We start from the raw sequence: 23,522 nt of genomic DNA on the forward strand, positions 1-23,522 counted from the left end.
TGAAAGAAGAAATTTGCTTGCAGTTTGAAGTAAAAGGCAAAACTTACAGATTAGAAGTTCGTGAGGTGCAGCAATGAAAATCAAAACCGCTTTTGCCGAGCAGTTCAGCACTCACGACTACGACCCTGATTTTGTAGCCCACTATTTTGGCCGCATCGAAATTCACTTGGACACGCAGTACATGCTGCTTGATGACTTGCACACCCAGCGCGTCACGCTATCCATCTTAGTGCTACAGGACGGTACGGTGGATACAGACCAGGTGTGCACAGTTAAGACTTACCGTGGTCTGCCGGATGACTGTGTGTTTAACGATGAGTTTATCGCAATTGATGAATTGACGACCCAGCAGTTTGATCACTTCACGAATTTGGAAGCAGTGAAGCGTGAAATTGGGCTGTTTGGGATGGAATTGGCACAGGTTGCTTAGGAGAAGAATATGAATGCACCGGTAAACGAATTACAAATATTAGAACAGAACGTGATAGTTGCTGCCTTCTCTAAAGCTGGCGGAACTAATGAATTATTCGAGCGCATTGCCCAAGAAGTGCGCTCTCATGTGCCAGATGTCACAACAAAAAAAGGACGTGATGCTATCGGTTCACTGGCTATGAAGATTAGTAAATCGAAAACACTAATTGAAAAGTGCGGTAAAGAATTGGTAGCTGAACAAAAGGCGCAAATTAAGGTCATTGACGATGATCGTATTTCGGTTGTAAAGAAATTTGATGAGCTACGCAACGAAATTTTGGCGCCGCGTGATGCATGGGAGCAGGCCGAAAAAGATCGTGTGGCGAAGCACAAAGCCGACATTGAAAAAATTAAAGATTTTGCTCATCCATCTGTTATTCACGAAATGACTGCTGAGCGACTCTCTGACCAGATCAGAATGCTTGATGTTTTAGAGGTTTGTCCTTTATTTGAGGAGTTCGAGCAAGAGGCAAAAATTGCAAAGTTTGAAACACTTGAGGCTCTACAAAAAGCGCTGGCGGCACGTGAAAAATATGAAGCTGAGCAGGCTGAATTAGAACGCCTACGTCAAGCTGAAATACTTCGCCAGCAACAAGAACGTGAGGCTCAGATTGCCCGCGAAGCTGCCGAAAAAGCGACCCGCGAAGCCGAAGAAAAAGCACGTTTTGAAGCTGAACGTGTACAACGTGAAAAGGCTGAGGCAGAACAACGCGAAGCTCGATTAAAGGCCGAAAAAGAAGCTGCTGAATTACGCGCTGTGCAAGCTGCTGAAAATGAACGTAAGCGCATTGAGGCTGAGCAGGCAGCTAAAGCTGAGGCAGAGCGTCAAGCAGAAATAGCACGTCAAGCAAATCAAGCGCATAAGAAAAAAATCTGCAATGAAGCTCTAAAAGGTTTGCTGGCTCTAGGTGTTGATGAGGCAAAAGGCAAAGAGATTTTGCAAGCAATCAATAAAGGTTTAGTTCCGCACGTATCTATTAAATTTTGAGGAATAAAAAATGAATGCACCGGTACAAAATAACATTGTTCAAGCGCAAATGCATAAAGTTGCTTTGGCTTTTGACATGGTTGATGTAGACCCTGAACAGTTAAAGAAAACTCTTACAGATACAGTGTTTAAAGGGGCAAATGACGTTCAGTTAGTTAGCCTACTAATTGTCGCGAATCAGTACAAACTTAACCCTTTTACAAAAGAGATTTATGCCTTTCCTGCAAAAGGTGGCGGTATTGTTCCAGTAGTTGGTGTGGATGGTTGGGCTCGAATCATTAACGATAATCCGGTTTGTGACGGCATTCAATTTGAGCAAGATGCTGAATCCTGCACATGCAAGATCTATCGTAAGGATCGAAGCCACCCTACTGTTGTTACCGAATATCTTTCAGAATGCCAAGGCACTTCTGAGCCATGGAGAAAGTATCCTAAACGGATGTTGCGCCATAAAGCATTAATTCAATGTGCTCGTGTTGCTTTCGGCTTTTCGGGAATTTATGACGAAGATGAGGCGCGTCGTATTGATGAATGCCAGTCTCCAATGAAAAACGTTACGTCGGAAGTTCCTGAAGGTTATGAAGCCTATGAACAGGAGCATTTAGACACTATGCGCGCTTTGGCAATGGAAGGCACAGAAGCCTTACAAACTGGCTACGCTGAATTACCTCAAGGTGACTACAAAAAATACTTCTGGACTAAGCATAGTGCTTCATTAAAAGAAGCAGCTCAACATGCTGATCAACCACAAGGACAAGTGTATGAACATTCTCCAGCGTAGTGATGACTGGCATTCTGAGCGATGCGGCAAGGTAACTGCTAGTCGCATCAAAGATATAGATGCCAAGCCAGCCAAGGGCAAAGTGCTTAATTCATTAGGCTTAATCATTCTTTCCGAGCGTCTTACCGGCGTTCAGGAAGACACTAAAACCACTCAGCTTATGCAATGGGGAATCGATCACGAGCCACATGCAATCACAGCCTATGAAAATGAAACAGGTCAGTTTGTAGAAGGTGCCGGTCTGATTGACCACCCCTCTATAGCCATGTCGGGCGCATCACCGGATGGCCTGGTTGGCAAGCAAGGTCAGCTTGAAGTGAAGTGTCCAAACACAACTACGCATTTAAACACGTTGCTCAGTCGCAAAGTGCCAGACGACCACATTCCACAAATTACATGGCAACTTGCGTGCACAGAGCGCGAATGGTGTGACTTTGTGAGTTATGACCCTCGCCTGCCTGAGTATCTGCAACTCGTAGTTATTCGTGTGTTTGCAAAGGATTTGGATATTGCTGGGCTTGAGCAGTCAGTGATTCGGTTTAATCAAAAAGTTGACCAGATCATTGCTGAGTTGAGTCCAGTTGAGGTGGCAGCATGAAAATGAAAGAGCTTCGCCAAAAGATCAAGGCAAAGAAAGCCGAAGTTGATCAACTTCAAGAGCAGTTTGATGCTCGACGTAAATCAGGTGGAAATCCGTCTCTGGTCTTTTATGAAATTCAAAGCCTGTCTTACAGAATTAGTGATAAGTCAGTTGAACTTTATGAACTGGAAAAGCAGTACACAGGCTTGCAGATTAAGTATGCATATCTTATCGGCATCCCTTTGATAATGGGTTTAGCACTTTTAATAGAATTATATAAAGCTGTTGGATAAGAAGGGCCTAAAAGTCGCATAAACCTACTTTAATAAAAAAGTAGACCCGATTTTTAGCACAGTTATTTATTTTAATAAAAGATTGGTGGTGAAGATGGATGTTAAAGAAAAGCAAGCTTTTGACGAATATTTTAAAGAGAAATACCCAGAGCTATACAAAGATGTGTTCAATGAAGATGGTGATGAAAGAGCCATTATTGGCTACTCATTTGCGCTTAGTGCATGGCAAGCAAGAGCCAAAGCCCAAGCGGTGCCGGAATGCAAATGGTCTAAAAATCAATGTGGGTTTTACGACACATCATGCACCAATGCTTTTGTATTTCCAGAGTCTGATGACACTCCAGAATATCATGAATTTACGCATTGCCCTTTTTGCGGTGGAAAGCTAAGTGAAGCCCAGGAGTCCACATGAAAAAACATCACATGGAACACCTCGAATATTTGTTTTTGGGCTGGCTGCTGTTGGGGCTGATTGGATTTGGTCTGGCTGCGATGGGGTTTTGAGATGATCTTAAAAGACAGTGATTTGCCGGAAGAAGTGTTGATTAGTTTGGGAGAGGTGGTATGAATCTGATTGAAAAATGTGGTGGACAGGGTCCAGCCGAAATGATTGCTGCTTTAGTTCTCTCAACTGTTGCATGTCCTGATGGGTATTTTCCTCAATTACAAAAATATTTTTCTGTGCTTGATGGCCATGTGTACCTATACCACGAGAAAGAGCGTCAATTTCTACCATACATGGATTTAGATAAGGTTTATCTGGACTACGTGTGGCTTAAAGATCTTAAAGCAGAAATCGAAGCGGGTAAAAGATTGGAGGTGGTTTGATATGAAAGCTGAGACTGAAGGTGAATTGCTTCGGTCAATCTATCAAGAGATGCAGGAGCTCAAACAATCTCTGGCATCTCAAGATGAAAGCCGAGTAAGCACAAAAGAATTTGCAAAACGCTTGGGTATGAGTGAGCCGACTTTGTGGGATCGAGTCAAGGATGGAATTATCAAAGAGCCGGAGCGTGATGGCCGGCGTGTGTTCTGGTTAAACTCGTATGTTAATTATGCTGTCAGAAATTGTAAAAAACCTGCTATAGTAGCCGCCTAACAAGCGGCTTTATTTTTAATCACTTGTTAAGTGCAAATCTCTTAAAGTGAGTAGCAATGTGAGTACCCTCTACCACATAACAACGATACTCCTTTTAAATTCAAAGGATTAGACTCAATATGCTTCTAATGATCGACAATTACGACAGCTTTACTTATAACATCGTTCAGTATTTTGGCGAGTTAAATCAAGAAGTTAAAGTCGTTCGCAATGATAGTGTCACATTGGATGATATTGAGCGATGGCAACCCAAGTATCTTGTGATCGGTCCTGGTCCCTGTTCTCCAACAGAAGCTGGTATTTCTATTCCAGCCATCCAGCATTTTGCCGGTAAAATTCCCTTACTTGGTGTGTGTTTGGGGCATCAAAGTATTGGACAAGCATTTGGTGGAAAAATTATACGGGCAAAAACCGTCATGCATGGCCGTCTATCTGACATGTATCACAATGATACTGGAATTTTCAGTCATTTACCTTCACCCTTTTCGGCAACTCGTTATCACTCTCTGGTGATTGATCAAGCGAGTTTACCAGACTGCCTGGAAGTAAATTGCTGGACGAAGGAAGCAGATGGCTCGATGGAAGAGATCATGGGTGTAAAACATAAGACATTACCAGTAGAAGGTGTGCAGTTTCATCCTGAATCAATCTTGAGTCAGCATGGCCATAAAATTTTCCAGAACTTTTTAGAAATTTACGCTTAAGTGATTTATATGAACATTCAACAAGCTCTTAATCATATTACAAAAAATATTCATCTGACTCAGCCGCAAATGGAAGAAGTCATGCGTAGCATTATGCAAGGCAGTACAACAGAGGCCCAAATTGGTGCACTGATGATGGGTTTGCGCATGAAAGGTGAAAGTATTGATGAAATTACTGCTGCCGCACGAGTTATGCGTGAGTTTGCTATTAAGATTGATGTAAGTGATATCCCTTATCTGGTTGATATTGTGGGTACAGGTGGAGATGGTCAGAATCTGTTTAATGTATCTACAGCATCAGCATTTGTTATAGCAGCAGCGGGCGCTACAATCGCCAAGCATGGCAACCGCGGTGTATCAAGTAAGTCTGGTTCTTCCGACCTGCTTGAAAAAGCAGAGATCAATCTTGATCTGAACATGCAGCAAACTGAGCGCTGTATCCGTGAAATGGGAATAGGTTTCCTGTTTGCACCTAACCATCATAAAGCCATGAAATATGCAGTAGGCCCACGTAAAGAACTGGGTATTCGCAGTATTTTTAACTTGCTTGGCCCGCTTACGAATCCGGCCGGTGTCAAACGTTTTGTAATTGGGGTATTTTCTGATGAACTTTGCAGCCCAATTGCAGAAGTAATGAACCAATTAGGTGCCGAGCATGTCATGGTGGTACATTCCAAAGATGGCCTGGATGAAATCAGTCTTGCAGCACCAACTACAGTCGCTGAACTAAAGAATGGTGAAGTTACCGAATGGATACTGAATCCTGAAGATGTGGGGATAGAATCTCAGACATTGACTGGTCTTGTAGTAAATAGTTCTGATGAAAGTCTGGCGTTAATTAAAAACGCATTAGGCAAAAAGAAAACGCCGGTAGGTGAAAAAGCTGCCCAGATGATTGCTCTAAATGCAGGTGCCGGACTGTATGTTTCTGGGTTGAGTCAAAGTTATAAACAGGGTGTCGCTTTAGCGCATGACATTATTTATGGTGGACAGGCACTTGAAAAAATGAGCGTATTATCAGAATTTACTAAAACTTTGAAACAGTACGAAGTATAACGGTCAGGAATAAACAGTCATGGTAGATATTGCAAACACAATTCTTGGTAAAATTGTTGACCGTAAAACTGAAGAACTGGCTGCGCGTTTAAAACAGCGCAGTTTAAAAGATATAGAAGGACTGGCACAGGCCGCGACACCTGTGCGTAGTTTTGTGCAGGCACTGTCATGCAAGTATCCTGGTGTAATTGCAGAGATCAAGAAAGCTTCTCCGTCTAAAGGAATCATTCGTGAAAATTTTAATCCTGCAGAAATCGCCCGGCAGTATGAACAAGCAGGTGCAGCCTGCCTTTCAGTACTAACTGATGTCGACTTTTTCCAGGGTGCTGATGAAAACATCCAAATTGCGCGCACGCACTGCGGCCTGCCCGCATTACGTAAAGACTTTCTGATTGATCCCTACAATGTTATTGAAGCTCGTGCTCTTCATGCTGACTGTATTTTACTGATTGTTGCTTCATTATCTAACCAGCAACTTGAAGAAATGTCTCAAACCGCTTTTGAACAGGGAATGGATGTACTGGTAGAAGTACATGATGAATATGAACTGGAACGTGCTTTACAGCTTTCAAACCGTTGTTTGCTTGGCGTAAATAACCGTAACTTGAAAACCTTTGAGGTTGACCTCAATACATCATTACGTTTAAAGAAACTACTCGACCCTGCTCGACTGTTAGTCACAGAAAGCGGTATTGCCAGTCCGGATGATGTAAGGCTAATGCAGGAATATGATATTCATGCATTTCTGGTTGGGGAGAGTTTTATGAAGCAGCCATATCCTGATCAGGCTTTCACGGCCCTGTTCGGTCAGCCACAGAGAGTTAAAACCTTATCTTATGAGTAAAAAAGACTCTACACTTTCTAAAGACCAGCAAAACCTGCTGAAACAGTTTAGAAAGCAGATTTCTATTCCTCAGTCTTCACCTGAAGCGAAGCAGACTGAAGTTCAATCAGCCCGGGATGACAAAGACTCTGGTGAAGACTTGGATCTGTTTAAAAAAGCCTTGCAGGGTGTACAACCTCTGCAGGGTAGTAATATTGCTCAGGTGGAAAAAACACGAAAGTTTAAACCCAATGCCCAGATCTTGGCTAAACGTGCAGCTGCTGAGGGGCCGCGTGAAGTTGAGCTGGCTGAACTCTCAGATACCCAAGCTGTATTAAATCCGGTTGGAAGCCAGTCTAAACTGAGCTATCGTATCGCGACCTTGCAACATAAGGTATTTGAAGACTTAAAAGCGGGAAATTTACGCTGGTTTGAAGCGGTCGACCTCCATGGCTGCACGGTAGAAGAAGCACGTGAAGCAGTTTTGCAAATTATTCAGATGGCAAAAGATGAAAATCAGAATGTCATCAAAATAGTGCATGGTAAAGGTCCAGAAGCTGTGCTTAAAACCTATGTAAATGGCTGGTTGCGTCAGCACCGTGATGTACTGGCCTTTGTCAGTGCACCTGAAAATCAGGGCGGTACAGGCGCAGTGTTGGTACTACTTAAGCGTGCTGAAAAAAATCTGAAATTTAAACAGTAATTGGCATGCTTATTAACTCTCAGACTTTTGATAGTTTTCTGTTACAATGTCGCCCTTGTTCAACCAGTGTAAGTGAACACGCCTTATGTCTATGCAGCAATCCTACGCAAATATCCTAACCGCCGTTGGTGAAGACCTGAATCGTCCTGGTCTTAAAGATACGCCGATGCGTGCTGCCAAAGCGTTCTCATACCTCACGTCAGGTTATAGCAAGACACTGGAAGAAGTGACCAATAATGCGGTTTTCCCTTCGGATAACCGTGAAATGGTACTGGTTAAAAATATCGAATTTTATTCACTCTGTGAGCACCATCTTCTGCCATTTTATGGCCGTGTACATATTGCTTATTTGCCAGAAGGTAACGTTTTGGGTCTGTCCAAATTCGCCCGCATTACTGAAATGTTTGCCCGTCGTTTACAGATTCAGGAAAATTTGACCCAACAAATTGCTGAAGCAGTAGCAGAAGTGACTCAAGCACGAGGTGTTGCGGTCATGATTGACTCTGCACATATGTGTATGATGATGCGTGGCGTAGGTAAACAGGAATCTACTACACGCACAGTTTCTTTTATAGGTGACTTTAAAACAGATAAAGAAGCTCGCCGTGAATTCTTGAGTGCTGTGCCTGAAAGTTACTAAGCTTAAAATTAAAAAGCCTTGCAAACGCAGGGCTTTTTTTATCTCTTGCTGTATAGGTAATGCCGTTATTTATCCCATATATACATTGTTTCGACCATTGTTTTTAGCCGCATATAAAGCCGAATCTGCGGCATCTAAAAAGCGTTGGTAATCAGGATGCCCATCATATAATACGGCGCCTACACTGACTGTAAAATTAAAGCTGACACCCATAGTAGACCGTATAACGGTTTCTTCAATCCGCATACGGATATTTTCAGCAACGCTTTGAGCCCGGCTCAGGTCGCTATCGACCAATAACAGCAAAAACTCCTCACCCCCTATACGAAAAGCATAATCACTGCCTTTGGTACATTCGAGTAAAACTTCAGCCAGAAACTGTAAGGCCAGATCCCCTGCTGCATGACCAAACTTGTCATTAATGCCTTTAAAATGGTCAGCATCAATTGCCAGTAAAGTTAAGGGCGAACCATTTTTACGGGAAAAATTAATTTCCCGGTTAATAATCGTATTTAAATAACGACGATTAAGTAGCTGGGTTAAAGAATCATTACCCGAGCCGATCTACTCGGAAACCTGAAATAACTGATCAACCAGATGCTGTATTTCACGATTTTTTTCACGAATCTGCTGTATCAGGGCAATCGCATTGGCTTTATCCTGGCTCTTAAGTACCGCCAGATTAAGTTTATCTACCTCATATATGCGATCAATAATAATCTGTACCTGGTCTGTGCCAGAAAAAGCATAGGCTGCTTTATGAATAAACCAGAGACCAAATTCTGATTTGGACAATAGCAGATGATTAAAGCTAGCACTGTCTGAAAATACTTTAAACATCAGCTCATTTTCCCAGTCTAACAAGGAACTGCGCTGTTTATCCTTTTGAATCGATACATCCTGCATCGCAGAAAATAAACGGTAGGTATGTTTAATATCATTATTAATTTCAATATTTGCTTCGTAGGAACGGCACATAATTTCAGAGGCAAAACCAATGCTCTGTACAATATAGTTGGTTACAGTATAAATATTCTGCTGGGTTCTAGAAGCTTGCAAAGAAAAGACTTTTTTTTCAATTTCACGTATTCCGCGCATGATTAGCCAAGATGGAATACCGATACGCGCATGCACATTGCCAATCACCAGTTGACGTTGTACAACTTCTTCATAATTTTGTTTAAACGGCATATTAAAACAATCGAGTAACCACTGATTTAATGTAGTTTTCAGGCGGCTTTGTACAATCTCATCAGATAAAAAATAGGATGCCTCTTTCTCCTGCATCATATTTTTATAAAACTCATCGACCAGTAAAAACGAGTTATCTTGGATAAATTGGGCAGTATAGTTTAAATCAGTTGCAGAATATTGCCCGCATATATCCTTCCATTGCTCGGCAAGCATGGTAATACATTGTTCATTCATACAATTGATTCCAGAGGGCCTAAATTATCCTTTAACAGGCCCACCAATATAACAAATTATCGTATGATGCGCTTCAGGGTATTTTAGATGTAGTCTACTAAAACCTGTCTTTTTAATTGGATTTAGAAATATCTGATATATCCTAAACTGGTCTTAGTCCAGTTTTTATGGTGCTGCTGTTGATATTCCCAACCCAAACGCAGAGCATTTTGTGGAGTAAAGGCATATTGCAACTGGGTGTTGAGTTTTAACTGCCATTGGTGCGCATCCTCCCAGTAGGGTAAGGCTACCTGTACCAAGCTGTTCACTTGTTCTGTCCAGATATTCTGACATCCTAACGTTGGTCCGGCGCCAATGCGCCATCCTTTATCTAGAGCCTTCCCAGCTTGTAAATGTGTCTGAGCTTGTACATAACATAAATGTTCACGGGCCTGATCAGCATAGCTATATCCACCTTGAACATTAAAGTTTAATACACCGTGTTGACGGTCTTCACTAAACTGTCCATCTTGTTCCACACTTTCTTGTTGCCAACCAAAATTGAATCCCCATGATAACGGCGTTTTAAAAGGGGTAATCGGGTTATATGAGTTTACTGATAAAAAATCAAAATGCTCCAATTTTAACTGGTCATTCCGATACTGTATTGAACCATCCCAGAAATTTAACTGCGTGCCGGTGCGAAATCCGCCCTGTGGATCAATAAGATCATGATAAGCCTGACGGTGACCAAGTTCTATAAAAGACTGGCCCTGCACCTCACCGGTTTTAATTGAAATATTACGTGCTTTATGACTCTGAGTAGGATCAATTTTCGGTCGTTCAGGTTCCTGACGCTGTTTATCCAGATTGATCTGGCTTCTTAGGCCCAACAGCTGACGAAAACGTGGCTGGGCAAAACTTTCATCAACCTTGCGTCTTAAAAATTGTAGATAGAGATCATCATAAGCCATTTCCAGGATTTTAGCCTGATCATTCGCTGGATAGTCCTTTACAAGATCAGGCATTTCTTCAGTTCCGGAAAAAGCAACCTGATGAGCAGTTTTAGCTAGGGTTTTACCATGTTGCCGTGCTTGTGCCAATAATTGGGTTTCTAAAGCCGGACGATATATTTTATTTTTAACAAGCCCCTGCTCATCCATTGCTTTCAAGGTTTCTACCGGTATCGCAGCATAACCGAACTGTTCCTGTAAATTAGCTTCTGGACGTACCAGATCAATTAAGCCTAATAAACGGTAAGCACAGTTGTCACTAACAAAATAATAGGGGAATGTCACTTTCTGCATTTCCCAGATATGTTCAACCATAAACCGGGTTTCTTCTGGATTTAAATCCAGTTCATATTCCCATAGATCACGGCTTTCAAAATCTCCATACTCTTTTACCTTACGGTAATACGGCATGAGGGAATATTCGCCAGGATACCGGCCAGTTAAGCCTTTCCAGGCAAAAGACCAGTTATCTGTACCGTTTACTGTAGCTGCATAGTTGACTGCATAAGAGACCAGATTTAACTGTTTCTGGTCTTTAGGGTCCAACCGCAATAGAGTGTGCCCAAACATGGAGCTTGGGTTGCCCATAAAGTCTGTAGCATAAATAAGGGTAGCCTTATAAGGCTTAACCTGCCCGATCCAGCTTTCAAATTCAGGACAGCTGGCTTGAGGCAACTGGTGTTCGGAAATTTGTAGTTGCTGCATTAACCAGCGGCTACGGGCGGGAAATTTGCATCGGACAGATTGATTCGGTTCAGCGACCTGAAACAGGGCCTGAATATCCTGCTGCATTTCCTGTTGCAGATTTTTCTGTCCATCTGGCGCAAGAAAATATCCTTTATAGCTCACCTCACTATGGCCGGCAGTATTGGCATACATTAAGCGCTGCCAAGTGATATCTTGGGCCAGCTTTTTCTGTTGAGCAAGATTTAAATAGTAGGATACATCTGGTGTCGTATCTGCTGCATGGCTCAGGCCAGCTACCGTCAGGGCAAGGATCAAAAAAACAAGTTTCATGCAGTAATCTTTTTCTCTTTATATAAGAAAAACCCTGTCTTTAAGACAGGGTTTTTTGAATATCTAATTAGACATAAGCTTTAAGAACTTCATCTTTTGCCATTACGGTTTGAAGGGAAGCCAGTACCTGTAAAGTATTCTGGTTATCAGCCGAATAAATTTCAGAGAAATTCTGTTTAGATACCGCAAAGAAACGTGCTTTATCTTCCTGTTTAATATTCATTAGTTCAGCCAGCACATTCAGGCTTTCACCTTGGCCTACAGACATATCACGAGCTAGCGTCTCGGCATTTTCATTAGTAAAAGTCACGACCTGAGCAGTTACTGTACCGCCTTGGCTACAACCTAATGTACCGAAAGTAATCCCGAGCCATTGGTTGGTAAAAATCACGTTTGTGGTACCAGCGAACAGTTTAGGAATAATCCCACTCTGACCTTGCCAAACCTGACTACCTACACCACAACCAACATCATTGTCAGCCATTGCTACACTTGAACCTGCCGCTAATACAGCAGCCAACATCAGTTTTTTTAACATACTTATTCTCCAGTTATTCTCATGCAGTGTTGTTATCGCTATACATGTGTAAATTTTATTACACAGTAGTGAGATTATCCGGAAGTGAAGCGCTTCGCAATTAAAAAAATGCACTGTTAAACAGAAAGATAACAATTCATTTATCTGCTGTTTTTTTTAATTGCCATCGGCCTTGACCATCTCTGTTGCCCAGTATTTTTAATCCCAGTACCAAACTCAACAGTAGCAGTAAATACCAAGAACCCAGCTTGCCCCACCCTACCATATGCCATGCATCGACTTGGCTCGGATATAACCAGATTTTATAAAATGTACTGATATTTTCGGCAATCCAGATAATAAAAGCCAAAATCAGAAGAACGGGCAACATCGGTAGTTCAAAACGGCTATAGCTCAACTGGAAATACACCCGGGTTTTCCAGAATAAGGCTATACTCCAGAAAAACAGAAGATAACGAATATCTGGAATGAAAAACTTGCTCATAAAATTAATATAAGACAAGAGAGCTAAAACCAGCATAGGTAAAAAGCCTGGCAGATGTGTAAAGACGACTTGATATAATCGTAACGATCTTGCAAAGAAGCTGCCTACGGCAGAATACATAAACCCGGCAAATAGTGGAACAGTCAATATTTTAAAAACAGCTGGCTGTGGATACTGCCAAGAAGCAATCGCAGGATGGGTAAGAAAAATTTCCATCAGCATTGCCATGACATGAAATAAGGCTATTACTTTAGCTTCTGCCCAAGATTCAAGCTTTAAATACAGCAGACAAAATTGAATGATCAGAGCATATAACAGCAGATAGTCATACCGGAACAAACCATAGAAAGCCTCACTCCCCATATTTGCCGTCAACATAAAAGCCAATAGCAATAAAATTCCAAATAAGGCAGCCGAAGCTGCCTTATAAAGAAATTCAAATATGTTTTTAAGAAGCAGAATCATCCGTACATATTATCCCAGATATTTAGCACTGTACTCGTGTACAGTATCAATAAATACTTTCGGATGTGCTGGGTCTACCCACTGGGTAATTCCATGTCCAAGATTTGCAATATAACCCGTCTTTTCACCATTCAGATAGGCATCATCCAGCATAGCTTTGGTGGCTTTCTCAATTGTAGCTGCTGAACCGTATAGAGTCGCCGGATCAAGATTTCCCTGTAGCGCAGCCCGGCCATTTACAGTCTGACGTGCTACATGAAGTGGCGTGGTCCAGTCCAGTCCAAATGCATCTGCGCCAGTCGCAACCATCTGTTCAAGCCATTGTCCGCCGCCTTTGGTAAACAAGATCACCGGAACATGTCGGCCATCTTTTTCACGTTGCAAGCCAGTGATAATTTTCTGCATATAATTTAGCGAGAATTCAAGATATTCACGATGTGCTAAAGCCCCGCCCCAGCTATCGAAAATTTGAACCGCCTGTGCCCCGGCGTCGATCTGGGCATTTAGATATTCAGTGACTGCTACTGCCAGACGATCCAGCAAAGCATGTAATACCTCTGGCTGCGCATACATCATCTGTTTGGTAAAACGAAAATCCTTACTTGAGCCGCCCTCTACCATGTAAGTTGCTAACGTCCATGGGCTTCCCGAGAAACCAATTAAAGGCACTTGGCCGCCTAGAGCAGAACGGATAGTACTGACTGCGTTCATGACATAGTCTAAATCCGATTTGGCATTAAATGCGGGCAGATTTGCCACATCCTGTTCTGTACGTACTGTCTTTTTAAATTTTGGCCCTTCACCTGCCTCAAAATACAGACCTAGTCCCAGAGCATCAGGAACAGTTAAAATATCGGAAAATAAAATCGCTGCGTCAAGTTCATAACGGCGTAAAGGCTGTAGAGTTACCTCACAGGCAAACTCGGTATTTTTACATAAAGACAGAAAATCACCAGCCTTGGCCCGGGTCTCACGATATTCAGGTAAATAGCGACCTGCCTGACGCATCATCCATACTGGCGTAGAATCTACAGGCTCACGTAACAGGGCACGGAGAAAACGATCATTTTTCAGGGTCGTCATTTACTTTCCTAACATGGTCTTGGTCTTGTTGCCATCATAGCAAAAAGGCCGCATTTTGAATAACTTCTTCCCATGTTTATACAGTTTCATAAAATCACTTAAAAACAGTTTTAAAAGTATGAATTACACAAAACAAATACTGCATCTCCGTAATTTTTCTGCAATACTTAACTAAATTTACACCCAGCATATGAATAATTCTTAAGGTTGATTTCCATGTTTGTTCGCTCATTACTCGCTATGAGTTTAAGCTGTATTATTACTGGTACAGCCCTGGCTGCTCCAACTGCTGAACAGCCGCTCAATCCTAAAGTTGCCGCAACAAATACGGTCGAAGATCCAATCGACCCTCTAGAAGTCGGTGAAGATACACCAGCGAATAAAACAGAAACTGCAACGACCGATTCCCGTATTACTGCTCAAGAAGAGCGTGATCTGGACCGCGCTTCAACCACCTTGCAAAATCTGGCCCGTACTGAAGATAAAAAGGCGGATGTTGGTACCGCTCCTTCTGCTGCAAGCAAGACCACCAATACTCCGGCTAACGTAAATCAAGCCGCTAAAACTGCTTCATGGACTTTGGAAGGACTGAATAATGCCGAGTGGTATGATGCAATTGGCAAGGGCCAATTTCCAGTCTATGCCCGTGCCCATGTCATGTTAAATAATGCACATGCTTCACCTGGTGCAATCGATGGTATGAGTGGTAAAAATACATTAAAAGCAATTGCCTCTTTTCAGCAAATGAATGGTTTAAAACCTACAGGTGTTTTAACCAAAGAAACCTGGGACGCATTAGTTGCTAAAACTGCCGGTAAACCAGCTTTTGTTGAATATACAATTACGGAAGATGACCTAAAAGGGCCATACGCCAGCTCAATACCTTCAGACTACGCGCTACAGGCCAAAATGAAAGGTTTATATTATGTACGTGTTTCTGAAATGCTGGGCGAAAAGTTTCACATGGATGAAGATTTTTTAAAGAAACTTAATCCGAAAGCGACTTTTAAAAAAGCTGGTGAGAAAATTATTGTAGCAAATGTACGTAATGACTTGCCTGAAGATATTCACTTAATCGTTGCCCATAAAGGTGCAAAACAGCTGTATCTGTTTAATAGCCGTAATCAGATGATTGCTTCTTTCCCGGCAACTATTGGTAGTACGGATACTCCTTCTCCAGCAGGTACCTATAAAGTTACAGGTGTAGCACCGAATCCATGGTATAGCTATTCACCAAGCAACTTCGTTCAGGGTAATAACAAAAAGCCTTTATCATTGCCGCCTGGTCCGAACGGCCCTGTAGGTAATATCTGGATTGGCTTGAGCAAAAAGTCCTTTGGTATTCATGGTACCCCGAATCCATCACTCATTTCTAAAACAGCTTCACACGGCTGTATTCGTTTGACCAACTGGGACGCTAATGATTTAGGTAAAAAAGTACGCTCTGGCGTTACTGTCAAATTCCTTGAGTAATCGCTATCAGTTAAAAAACCACCTTCGGGTGGTTTTTTGTTTAAAGAACATAGCTATAGATACCAGATGTATTCTCTTACAAAACTGCTATCAACTTTCACGTTTTTAGACAACTTGGCAATTTCTTTAAAATGCTTTGATGCTAGATTAGACCTAAACCTATAGTAATTAGAATACTGTACCTGATGCTTAATATTTCATAATGACTCTTGATTAACCAGTTATCAAAATGGTTATTCAAGCAGTAGAAATGACTCATCCTAGATATAGAAGAGGTCAGCCATGAGAAATGTATATGAAAAATTTAAAGAATTTATTGGTCATCAACCTGATCACCTGGATATGACAGCTAAAGCTGAAATTAGTGAAGATAACGAAGATTATTATCTGATTACCCAAGGTATGCCTTATTCCTTCCACCGTGATGGTGAAACCACTTATATCACCTTTAATGGTGAAACCGAGAATATTGGAATGGATACTTTCCAGCAGCACAAAGATCAGATTCTGGCATATCTACAGCAAGTCACCAGACAAATTTAGAATCAACTTAAAAGTTCAGTTTTAGATAGAAAAACTCTCCTGCATAAGCTGCTTAGCTAGAGCCTTATATGCAGGAGAGTTTTTAATATTATTTCTTTCATCAAGCTGCCTGTACAGTTTGCTGACCAGATAGTCTGTCTTGTGTATCACCAAATTGTGTAAAGAAATCTGCGATTAAGCGATGAGCCCAAGAGCTGGCTTTCCAGCCTTCATAATAGGCACAGTGACTTCCTTTTGGTGTAGTGACCAGCATGATATTATCTTTTTCGCAAATTTTATCCAGATAGGCTTGAGCATTTTCCAGGCGGCAGACCGGATCATCTCCTGAATTGAGCATCATCAGTGGGCTGGTTACCTGATCAAAAACATAAATTGGGTTTGCTGCTTTCTCATAAACTTCATAGCTTTCAAACCCTGCCAGCTCATAAACCGCAAGTTGAAATTCATGCAAATCTCTGGCGGATATTAGCGCCTGATAAGTTGAAAGCTGAGAGGTTTGATCCTGATGAGCTAAAACAAATGTTTTAATAAGCTGATGCGTCATATATTGACTGTAAGCTTTATGTGCAACTTTAAATACTTCATTTAAGTTATAACCGGGACAATAGGCGAAGGCAGCTTTAAAGGCAGATTTCTTGCCCATTTCTCCTAAATACCGGACCAGCAGACCTGTTCCTGCCGACACGCCAACACAATAAAGTGAGGACGTTTTAAAACGTTCCCGCACAACAGATATTTGCTCACGCAAGTCATCGGTAGAGCCGACAATACTTAAACGTGGAGTAGTCAATTTTAAGTCAGCATGTCCTCGCCGTAAACATAGTACTACCCTCCATCCTGTCATCAAACGCAGATCACGTACCAGTTCTCGCATACTTTGTGGCGTTCCCATTATAGTGTGCAGTACAAAAACCGTAGGTACATCATCCGGTAAATCATAACCCGACCAGTAAAGCGCGGTTGTACCTCCATCTTGCATGGTAAGAAGTTCTTCATGATCATATTCTAGTTGGGTAGTTTTTTTGCGGATCATATCAAAGTAGAAGAGCTGTAGATGAGTATTAAATAGCCAAGGTGTAGGTATATAGGGCTGATTCAGGAGAGCAATCTGCTCGGCCCATCTCTTGGCCTGTCCTGTAGGGTTATAGTATAAAGTGGGTTGTGCAGCTCCACTAAAATTTTCAAAAAGCTGGGTTACCGTGTTTAATTTTTCATACAGAGACTGAGTATTTAATTGTAGGTGTAACATAGCAGGCTCCTTATCTCTTTTTTATTAGTAAGAACGCTATTACTTTGTCACCCGCCGCTTATAACGGGCCGACTTTGAGTCTTTCCTAGACTTAGGATGATTATTAACGATAAAGACACGGTCCAGTTTGATCTAATTGTAATTTTCTGGGCTTATTATGTGAATCTTGCCACAGTTATTTATTTTTATTCTTTTACTCTTTAGGCAGTTTTAGGTTTAATTTGTAGCACTTTAATTTTCTCCTATTACGCTATTCTGTTTTGGCAATAGTTTACATCCGCATGCCAATACATCATTTGCACGTGCTACAGCTTTGCCCATGACTTGCATGTGCGAGTCACCTGATATAATTGTAGTAACGGTTTTATGTTTTGGACAAGTTGCTTTATCTCCTACACACGCTACTGGAATACCTTCCACCAGAAAAGTATTATTTCCGCTGATAACTTTTCCACCACCTGTGGTCGGACAACCAATTACAATATAAGGAATTGCCATTTTAGTTTTCCTTTATTTTTTAAGAGGTACTAAAGTACCTCAAACTCAATACGACGATTTTTCTTGCGGCCCTCTGCAGTTGTATTATCAGCAACCGGTTTGCTTGAACCCATACCTTCCGTACTCAGATTTTCTGCTTTAATATTTTTAGCAATAAGATAATTGCGTACAGCCATCGCACGTTCCTGGCTTAGTAAAAAGTTTTTATTGCCATCCCCCGAACTGTCTGTATGACCAATGATTTTAACTTTTTTTCCGCCTACCTTATGTAAGGCTACTGCCATTTCTTCCAGAATCTGACGTCCAGCCGCTGTCAACACCGCACTGCCTGATTCAAATTCAACAATCCGGTTTTTTAAAGCATCATCAATAATTTTCTGCTCGGCCTGATTTACAGATAATTGGGCATTAAAGCGATATGGTTGCTGTATAAGCATTTGAAAATTTGCAGTAGTAGGTTGAATATCATTCGGATGACTAACCTTACCATTAAGCTCGATTTGTGTACCTCGTACGCGCAGCTGTCCCTGTCTGACTTTTTTAAGTTCTGGCGTAATTACACGAGCCACAGAATCACTCCAGCCATTTGGGGCTGCTACAGGCCGCACCTGAATTTTGTCAATCACTTGGTTTGCACCATATACAGACTGCATTCTCATCAGAATCGCCTGTTTACTGGCTTCATTTGGTACCACTCCCTCTACAACTACAGGTTCTGCCCAGACTAGCGAACCTCCTCCCAAGCCAATAACACAGACTACAGCATATTTTAATTTTTTATAAGATCGCATATTTATTCATCTAAAAAAGTTTGGCGAAAGAGTTTTAAGCCTTGATTTAAACTTAATTGCCGCTGGCATAAAGCCTGTTCTAGAGTAGCTAAACCAGCATTCTGCTCCAGATATGGATCAATCCATTGGGCCTGAACTAATGATACCCAGTGTTCACTCTGCATATTGTTAACAAAAATATCACTGAGGGCCAATATGTCAGCACCTTGAAAGCCAAATAATAGGACTGGCTTTTCTTGATGCAAAATACCAATGAGAACTTCAGTTTGGGCTTTTTTTAAAAAATGCCCGATCATACTTACCCATAGGGTCGCCACTTCATAACAATATATATGGCTATTAATTGGAAGAATCAGTATCTTATTTAATCGACTGGTTCCATTTTTCAAAATGGGCTGTAATAACAGACCTAAACCAATCATACTTTGTACCAGTTCATATACACTAATTTTCATTAACTGAGCAAATGTATGCATCGTATGATTTTCATAAAATGCCTGTGCTTCAGCTATGGTAAATGACTGAATCTGGTCAGGGAGATTTGCCAATTTATTCAGCATGATATCGCTATTATGAATTGTTCTTAGTACCCTGTTTCTCTGGAATAGGTCAACTAAAACCGGTTTATAACAATAAGGTGCTAGGAGTAGATTCTGATAGGGTTGTTCAACTTCCAGTAAGTGACTTAATACCATAGGAAAAGGCCGGCCCGAGCTATCTTCACTGGTGATGAGATTAGCCACCAAAAACATTTTTTCGTGAGGGTTAGCGATAAAAAAATCTAGAGATGGTAAAGCTGCATAGTGCTGCTTAAAGCCAGTATTCTGCATGGCCTGTTCCAAAGCTTCTGTAATCCACTGATCAATAACCTGTATCAGTGCATACTGCCCCTTTGATTTCAGGAAGTCGCCGCGTGCAGGGGTTTTTCCATAATATAAAGGCGTACTTTTTAAATACTGCATTGTTTCGTTCCTTGAATATCCTTATTCTCTTGCATCAGGAAGTACCTCCTGTCTGCGGTACGACAGCAGATCCAGCTGGTTTTAGTCCAACTGTAGATACTGCCGGTGCAGGCTGTGCAGAAACAACTCGTACTGCCTTGTCAGTTGTGACTTTATCGACCAGCTGCAAACCTGAGTATCCACGGCTTGAACCGATTCCTCCTGAACTGCTACCACTAATCAGGCGGAAATTCACTTTTACAAATACCGATGGATCAGTTTTACTGCGCCATACCATTTCAAAGCTGCCATTTTGCTCCTTACGCTGAGCAGAATCGATCAGGCGATTAATGCCATATTCACCTGGCTCATCAAAAATTGTATGGGTTTGCCCTTGCAGGTCTACAGCAGTAATACGCGCTCCAGGAATTGCACTACGGTTCGGCCAGACAAAGTTTACCCACTGCTGAATCCCATTTTCATAGAGCATACGTTGACCATCAATATCGATGGTATAGGACAGAAGCTGTGGATTCTGTAATGGATAGAACTGGAAATTCGACTGGTTCGCTGCGGGCGTAGCAGTCGGCTGGTCAAGTGTACCTGTTGCCATACCATTGATTGGAGCAACATAACGCTGAAAGTTTAGGACAAATTGTGGATTCAGGCTAATACCCAAATCTTTCCAGGTTTTGGACGTTAAAGTATAACCACGGCGAATGACCAAGGGGTCTAATATTTCTTTTACAAAACGGGCAATACTACCGGTATCGCCAAAAATTTGCCCGATTTCATTACTGGTAGCTTGTAATGAGACAGAGGAATTAAATGGATATTTTTGGCTTAAGTTCGCTTGAAATGGCTGATATGCCTGAATTATCCAAAGCTTATTAATCTCTTCTTGTGCAGGTGTAATCAGGCTGGCAAAAGACTGGGTCAAAGGACTCACTAAAAGTTTCTGTATCATCTGCTGATCAATATCGTTCAGTCCTACCAGCATTCTCTCATCAATATGCTTTTGTGCAGTATTAAAAACTGAGTTCTGATCACTGATAGTCTGTTTAACCAGTGCCATAGCACTCGGACCAATTTCACCAGCATTCTTCAGGTCATTAAATTTACTTCGCACCTGGGCAAGATTCTGCATGTATTCATCAAGCAAGGATTTATTCTGCTGATCGTCACGTTTACGTACCAGTTGATAGAACATCTGATATTCCTGTGAGATTGGTCCTTGAGCTTTATTTGATACCTGTTGTGACATTTGCGCATCACTGCGGTTTAACACTTTACGTTTAAACCAGGCAATAAAACCTTTTTGTGGCACAGCCAGTTCAGCCTGTACTACCGGGTTATCCCAATTTGTTTCAATAGCAATACGCTCAAATAGAATACGGATTGGTGAGTTCTGTGGTTCACCCAGTATGTCAATATTTTTAGACTGCTGACTAAACTGGGGAGCTTTTGCATAATAAATACCATTCAGGAATTTTTTCCACTCTGCAATATATTCCTGCTTGTAGAGAGCAACTAGCTGCTTACGGATCTGCTCTGGACTGCCAGAGAACGTCAGGTCATCTGACTGACGGCTGTTGAGTACCCAGTCTTTACTATCTGTCGGTTTATTGGCTGCTTCATCAATTGCACTACTAACATATTCATCCCATGCCTTTTGGGTAAAAACGCCTGGAAGAGCATAACTGCCGAGCACAGCACCTTTATTATTTTCGCCAACAATCTGGCCCGCTGTTAAGGCAGGAAAGCGTACAGCCGCACGCATCTTGATTTCATTATAGACACGGTCACGTGCAGGCATACCGCGAATGACAGACAATAAGACCTGACGGGTCTGATCTACCAGCTGAGTATCTGCATCAAGTACCGGAAACTGCTGATCACCAGTTAATGTCATAGCATAAGAGAGTACCTGTTCAGCCTGCTGGATCATATCTCCCCGAGACATTTGACCACGGTTAGCATCCACCCATGACCGCCAGAAACGCGTAACCTGATCACTTAAATGCCCTGCATCCATATATTGCGGGTTGCTCATCATCAGATAAGCTTTCAAAGCATTATAAGCATCTTGTGGATTGGTATCTAAAGGTTCCAGATATTGCCCAGTCTTAGCCACCTGCTTGACTTCAACATTGATATGATTAGCTTTAAGTGTTTCTTCATTATTTTTAACCCGCTGCAAATATTGCGCAATATTTTGCTGGGTGGGCTGCAACACAATCTGACGAATACCTTTTAAATACTCAGCCTTTAAAGTCTCACGGAGTTGGTTTCCCTGATACAGGCCAAAGCGGAACTTTAAAGGGCGATGTTCATCAAACTCATCGAGCTGCTGTAAACGCTCCTGCAAGATGAGTAGAGCCTCAAGCTGCGTAGAAAGCTGCTGGCCAGAAGCCTTTTCTAAATGTACCACTTTATCTAAATCAGCCTGCACATCTGCAATCAGCTGCTGGTTGTTACGATATGACCATACCCATAAACCGAGAATAATAGATACACCAAGCAGAGCTCCTATAAATGCCAGATAGCGCTGACGTTTTCTGCTTGGATTAATATGCTGTTTTACCAGATTTTTATCTTTTAAAATAATATTAGAAAATAGTCCCTTCAGAAAATATCCATGATTCTGTAGAGCAATGTTATGATCACTAGGTTCAGCTTGGGTAATTTGAGAAAGATGAAATTCCTGTGCAATCTGCTTTGTCATCGGACTTTCAATTATACCTTCTTGCAAGGCACTGGTGAAATAAAACCCCCGGAATACGGGCTGAAACTGATAAGGATTATCTTCAAACAATGTGCTGATAAAGCTTTTTAATGCCGGTTTTAAAGTTTTAAACTCGAGCGGGAATGTCATTACACTTGGTGAAATATTCTGTGAATGACGACGACTCAGATGCGTCGTACTGACCCCCTTTAATCCATTGTAAAGTAAATTGTAATGGTGTTCGAAAAGCTCAACCGCATTTTGTGATGAATTCTGTTCATACGGCAGAGTTGCATCCCAAGCCTGGTTATATTCTTGTGCTTCATAACAATCAAAAAACTCAGTGAAACCTGCGATCAGATCCATTTTTGAAAAGACCAGATATACTGGCACCACTACTTCCAAACGCTCGGTTAAATCCTGAATTCGGGCGCGCAAGTTTTTTGCCAGTTTAAGTGAATTTTCTGGGCTCTGACCAATCAATTCAGCAATACTGACAATAACAATGAGCCCATTTACTGGTGCCTTAGAGCGATTCTTTTTGAGAATATTAAGAAAACCCAGCCATTCAGAATGATCTTCTGCATAGACAGAATAACGTCCAGCAGTATCCAGTAAAACGCCTTCTGTAGAGAAGAACCAGTCACAGTTCCGTGTGCCGCTTAAACCTGCTGAAATCATTTTCTGGTGCGTCTCCTCAAATGGAAACTTTAACCCCGAATTGTAAATTGCTGAACTCTTGCCTGCTGCCGGATTACCAATAACCATATACCAAGGTAATTCATAAAGTGCGGCATTACCTTTTTTATCTCCCAGCTTTGACTTGCGAATTAACTGGATAGAATCTTTCATCTGCTGGTTAATCAGTTGAAGTTCTTCTTTATTTTTTTGCTGGCCATACTCGGCTTTTGTATCCTGCTGAATTGCATTAGCAAGTTCTTCCCCTTGCACCGTATGACGTCTGCGCTGTACCAGCCAGTAAATACCATAGCAAATAAGTCCCAGCATGTAGCTGGCTGCCAGTGCCCAGAAAATGTGTCGTGGTAAAACAGAGTAAGATGATACCAGAGCAACAAACAATGATAAGGCAATAATAGCCCTAGGATTGGTAATGTACTGCCACAAGTAACCTAAAATGATATACATTGAGTTCTCGT

24 protein-coding genes and 1 pseudogene are annotated in these 23,522 nt (G+C 41.7%); 15 read left to right on the forward strand and 10 right to left on the reverse strand.

Annotated elements, in window-relative coordinates; translation table 11 throughout:
• Window positions 1-73 precede the first annotated feature (73 nt).
• From N518_RS0112175 to folE, 13 genes are all read left to right on the forward strand, one after another.
• Window positions 74-430 (forward strand): hypothetical protein, encoded by a 357-nt coding sequence (locus N518_RS0112175; protein WP_026444336.1) that lies wholly within the window; start codon window positions 74-76, stop codon window positions 428-430.
• A gap of 9 nt (window positions 431-439) precedes the next feature.
• Window positions 440-1,459 carry a hypothetical protein gene (locus N518_RS0112180; protein ID WP_026444337.1) on the forward strand — a complete coding sequence of 340 codons (1,020 nt, stop codon included), beginning with the start codon at window positions 440-442 and terminating at the stop codon, window positions 1,457-1,459.
• A 10-nt stretch (window positions 1,460-1,469) separates the two neighbouring features.
• Window positions 1,470-2,240, forward strand: a complete 771-nt coding sequence (gene bet / locus N518_RS0112185) for a phage recombination protein Bet (RefSeq protein ID WP_026444338.1) — start codon at window positions 1,470-1,472, stop codon at window positions 2,238-2,240.
• Window positions 2,221-2,838: a lambda exonuclease family protein gene (locus N518_RS0112190; RefSeq protein WP_026444339.1), complete on the forward strand. Its 618-nt coding sequence runs from the start codon at window positions 2,221-2,223 to the stop codon at window positions 2,836-2,838. Before bet ends, N518_RS0112190 begins: the two co-directional genes overlap by 20 nt.
• Complete coding sequence (locus tag N518_RS0112195) at window positions 2,835-3,113, forward strand: hypothetical protein (protein WP_026444340.1); 279 nt, start codon at window positions 2,835-2,837, stop codon at window positions 3,111-3,113. The genes N518_RS0112190 and N518_RS0112195 overlap by 4 nt, the downstream gene beginning before the upstream one ends.
• Window positions 3,114-3,207: 94 nt before the next feature.
• Window positions 3,208-3,525: a hypothetical protein gene (locus N518_RS0112200; RefSeq protein ID WP_026444341.1), complete on the forward strand. Its 318-nt coding sequence runs from the start codon at window positions 3,208-3,210 to the stop codon at window positions 3,523-3,525.
• A 152-nt stretch (window positions 3,526-3,677) separates the two neighbouring features.
• The gene (locus N518_RS0112210; protein WP_026444342.1) at window positions 3,678-3,941 is read left to right on the forward strand and encodes a hypothetical protein; all 264 of its coding nucleotides are present in this window, start codon (window positions 3,678-3,680) and stop codon (window positions 3,939-3,941) included.
• Between the two features lies 1 nt (window position 3,942).
• Window positions 3,943-4,212, forward strand: a complete 270-nt coding sequence (locus tag N518_RS16330; RefSeq protein ID WP_034594030.1) for a hypothetical protein — start codon at window positions 3,943-3,945, stop codon at window positions 4,210-4,212.
• A gap of 119 nt (window positions 4,213-4,331) precedes the next feature.
• Entirely contained in the window at window positions 4,332-4,916 is a 585-nt protein-coding gene (locus tag N518_RS0112220) for an aminodeoxychorismate/anthranilate synthase component II (RefSeq protein WP_005015125.1), read from the forward strand.
• 9 nt (window positions 4,917-4,925) lie between these two features.
• Entirely contained in the window at window positions 4,926-5,972 is a 1,047-nt protein-coding gene (gene trpD, locus N518_RS0112225; RefSeq protein WP_005025217.1) for an anthranilate phosphoribosyltransferase, read from the forward strand.
• Between the two features lie 19 nt (window positions 5,973-5,991).
• Window positions 5,992-6,816, forward strand: a complete 825-nt coding sequence (gene trpC, locus N518_RS0112230) for an indole-3-glycerol phosphate synthase TrpC (protein ID WP_005025215.1) — start codon at window positions 5,992-5,994, stop codon at window positions 6,814-6,816.
• Entirely contained in the window at window positions 6,809-7,498 is a 690-nt protein-coding gene (locus N518_RS0112235; protein ID WP_005015133.1) for a Smr/MutS family protein, read from the forward strand. Before trpC ends, N518_RS0112235 begins: the two co-directional genes overlap by 8 nt.
• Window positions 7,499-7,589: 91 nt before the next feature.
• The gene (gene folE, locus N518_RS0112240) at window positions 7,590-8,138 is read left to right on the forward strand and encodes a GTP cyclohydrolase I FolE (protein WP_171053875.1); all 549 of its coding nucleotides are present in this window, start codon (window positions 7,590-7,592) and stop codon (window positions 8,136-8,138) included.
• Between the two features lie 69 nt (window positions 8,139-8,207).
• Here folE and N518_RS16335 read toward each other — a convergent pair.
• From N518_RS16335 to hemE, 5 genes and pseudogenes are all read right to left on the reverse strand, one after another.
• Window positions 8,208-9,566: pseudogene (locus N518_RS16335) on the reverse strand (diguanylate cyclase).
• 122 nt (window positions 9,567-9,688) lie between these two features.
• Entirely contained in the window at window positions 9,689-11,575 is a 1,887-nt protein-coding gene (locus N518_RS0112250; RefSeq protein WP_005015139.1) for a DUF4105 domain-containing protein, read from the reverse strand.
• 67 nt (window positions 11,576-11,642) lie between these two features.
• Window positions 11,643-12,113 (reverse strand): DUF3015 family protein, encoded by a 471-nt coding sequence (locus tag N518_RS0112255; protein WP_005015141.1) that lies wholly within the window; start codon window positions 12,111-12,113, stop codon window positions 11,643-11,645.
• A gap of 136 nt (window positions 12,114-12,249) precedes the next feature.
• Window positions 12,250-13,062 carry a DUF817 family protein gene (locus N518_RS0112260; RefSeq protein ID WP_026444343.1) on the reverse strand — a complete coding sequence of 271 codons (813 nt, stop codon included), beginning with the start codon at window positions 13,060-13,062 and terminating at the stop codon, window positions 12,250-12,252.
• A 9-nt stretch (window positions 13,063-13,071) separates the two neighbouring features.
• Window positions 13,072-14,145, reverse strand: a complete 1,074-nt coding sequence (gene hemE / locus N518_RS0112265) for a uroporphyrinogen decarboxylase (protein WP_005025206.1) — start codon at window positions 14,143-14,145, stop codon at window positions 13,072-13,074.
• Window positions 14,146-14,361: 216 nt separating this feature from the next.
• On the opposite strand from hemE, the gene N518_RS0112270 reads away from it, so the two are divergent.
• Entirely contained in the window at window positions 14,362-15,618 is a 1,257-nt protein-coding gene (locus tag N518_RS0112270) for a L,D-transpeptidase family protein (protein ID WP_005025203.1), read from the forward strand.
• Window positions 15,619-15,900: 282 nt separating this feature from the next.
• Window positions 15,901-16,161 carry a hypothetical protein gene (locus tag N518_RS0112275; protein ID WP_005025201.1) on the forward strand — a complete coding sequence of 87 codons (261 nt, stop codon included), beginning with the start codon at window positions 15,901-15,903 and terminating at the stop codon, window positions 16,159-16,161.
• A gap of 100 nt (window positions 16,162-16,261) precedes the next feature.
• Here the strand turns inward: N518_RS0112275 and N518_RS0112280 are convergent, their stop codons facing one another.
• From N518_RS0112280 to tssM, 5 genes are all read right to left on the reverse strand, one after another.
• Window positions 16,262-17,410, reverse strand: a complete 1,149-nt coding sequence (locus tag N518_RS0112280) for a YheT family hydrolase (protein WP_005025200.1) — start codon at window positions 17,408-17,410, stop codon at window positions 16,262-16,264.
• Window positions 17,411-17,641: 231 nt separating this feature from the next.
• A complete protein-coding gene (locus N518_RS0112285; RefSeq protein WP_005025196.1) occupies window positions 17,642-17,908 on the reverse strand; it encodes a PAAR domain-containing protein in 267 nt (88 codons plus the stop codon).
• Between the two features lie 29 nt (window positions 17,909-17,937).
• The gene (locus tag N518_RS0112290; protein ID WP_005025194.1) at window positions 17,938-18,699 is read right to left on the reverse strand and encodes an OmpA family protein; all 762 of its coding nucleotides are present in this window, start codon (window positions 18,697-18,699) and stop codon (window positions 17,938-17,940) included.
• Between the two features lie 2 nt (window positions 18,700-18,701).
• Entirely contained in the window at window positions 18,702-19,661 is a 960-nt protein-coding gene (tagF, locus tag N518_RS0112295; RefSeq protein WP_005015160.1) for a type VI secretion system-associated protein TagF, read from the reverse strand.
• A gap of 34 nt (window positions 19,662-19,695) precedes the next feature.
• Window positions 19,696-23,511, reverse strand: coding sequence for a type VI secretion system membrane subunit TssM (gene tssM, locus N518_RS0112300; protein WP_026444344.1), 3,816 nt, complete (start codon window positions 23,509-23,511; stop codon window positions 19,696-19,698).
• Between the last annotated feature and the right edge of the window lie 11 nt (window positions 23,512-23,522).

This window comes from Acinetobacter sp. UNC436CL71CviS28 (assembly GCF_000620525.1).
Lineage (GTDB): Bacteria > Pseudomonadota > Gammaproteobacteria > Pseudomonadales > Moraxellaceae > Acinetobacter > Acinetobacter radioresistens.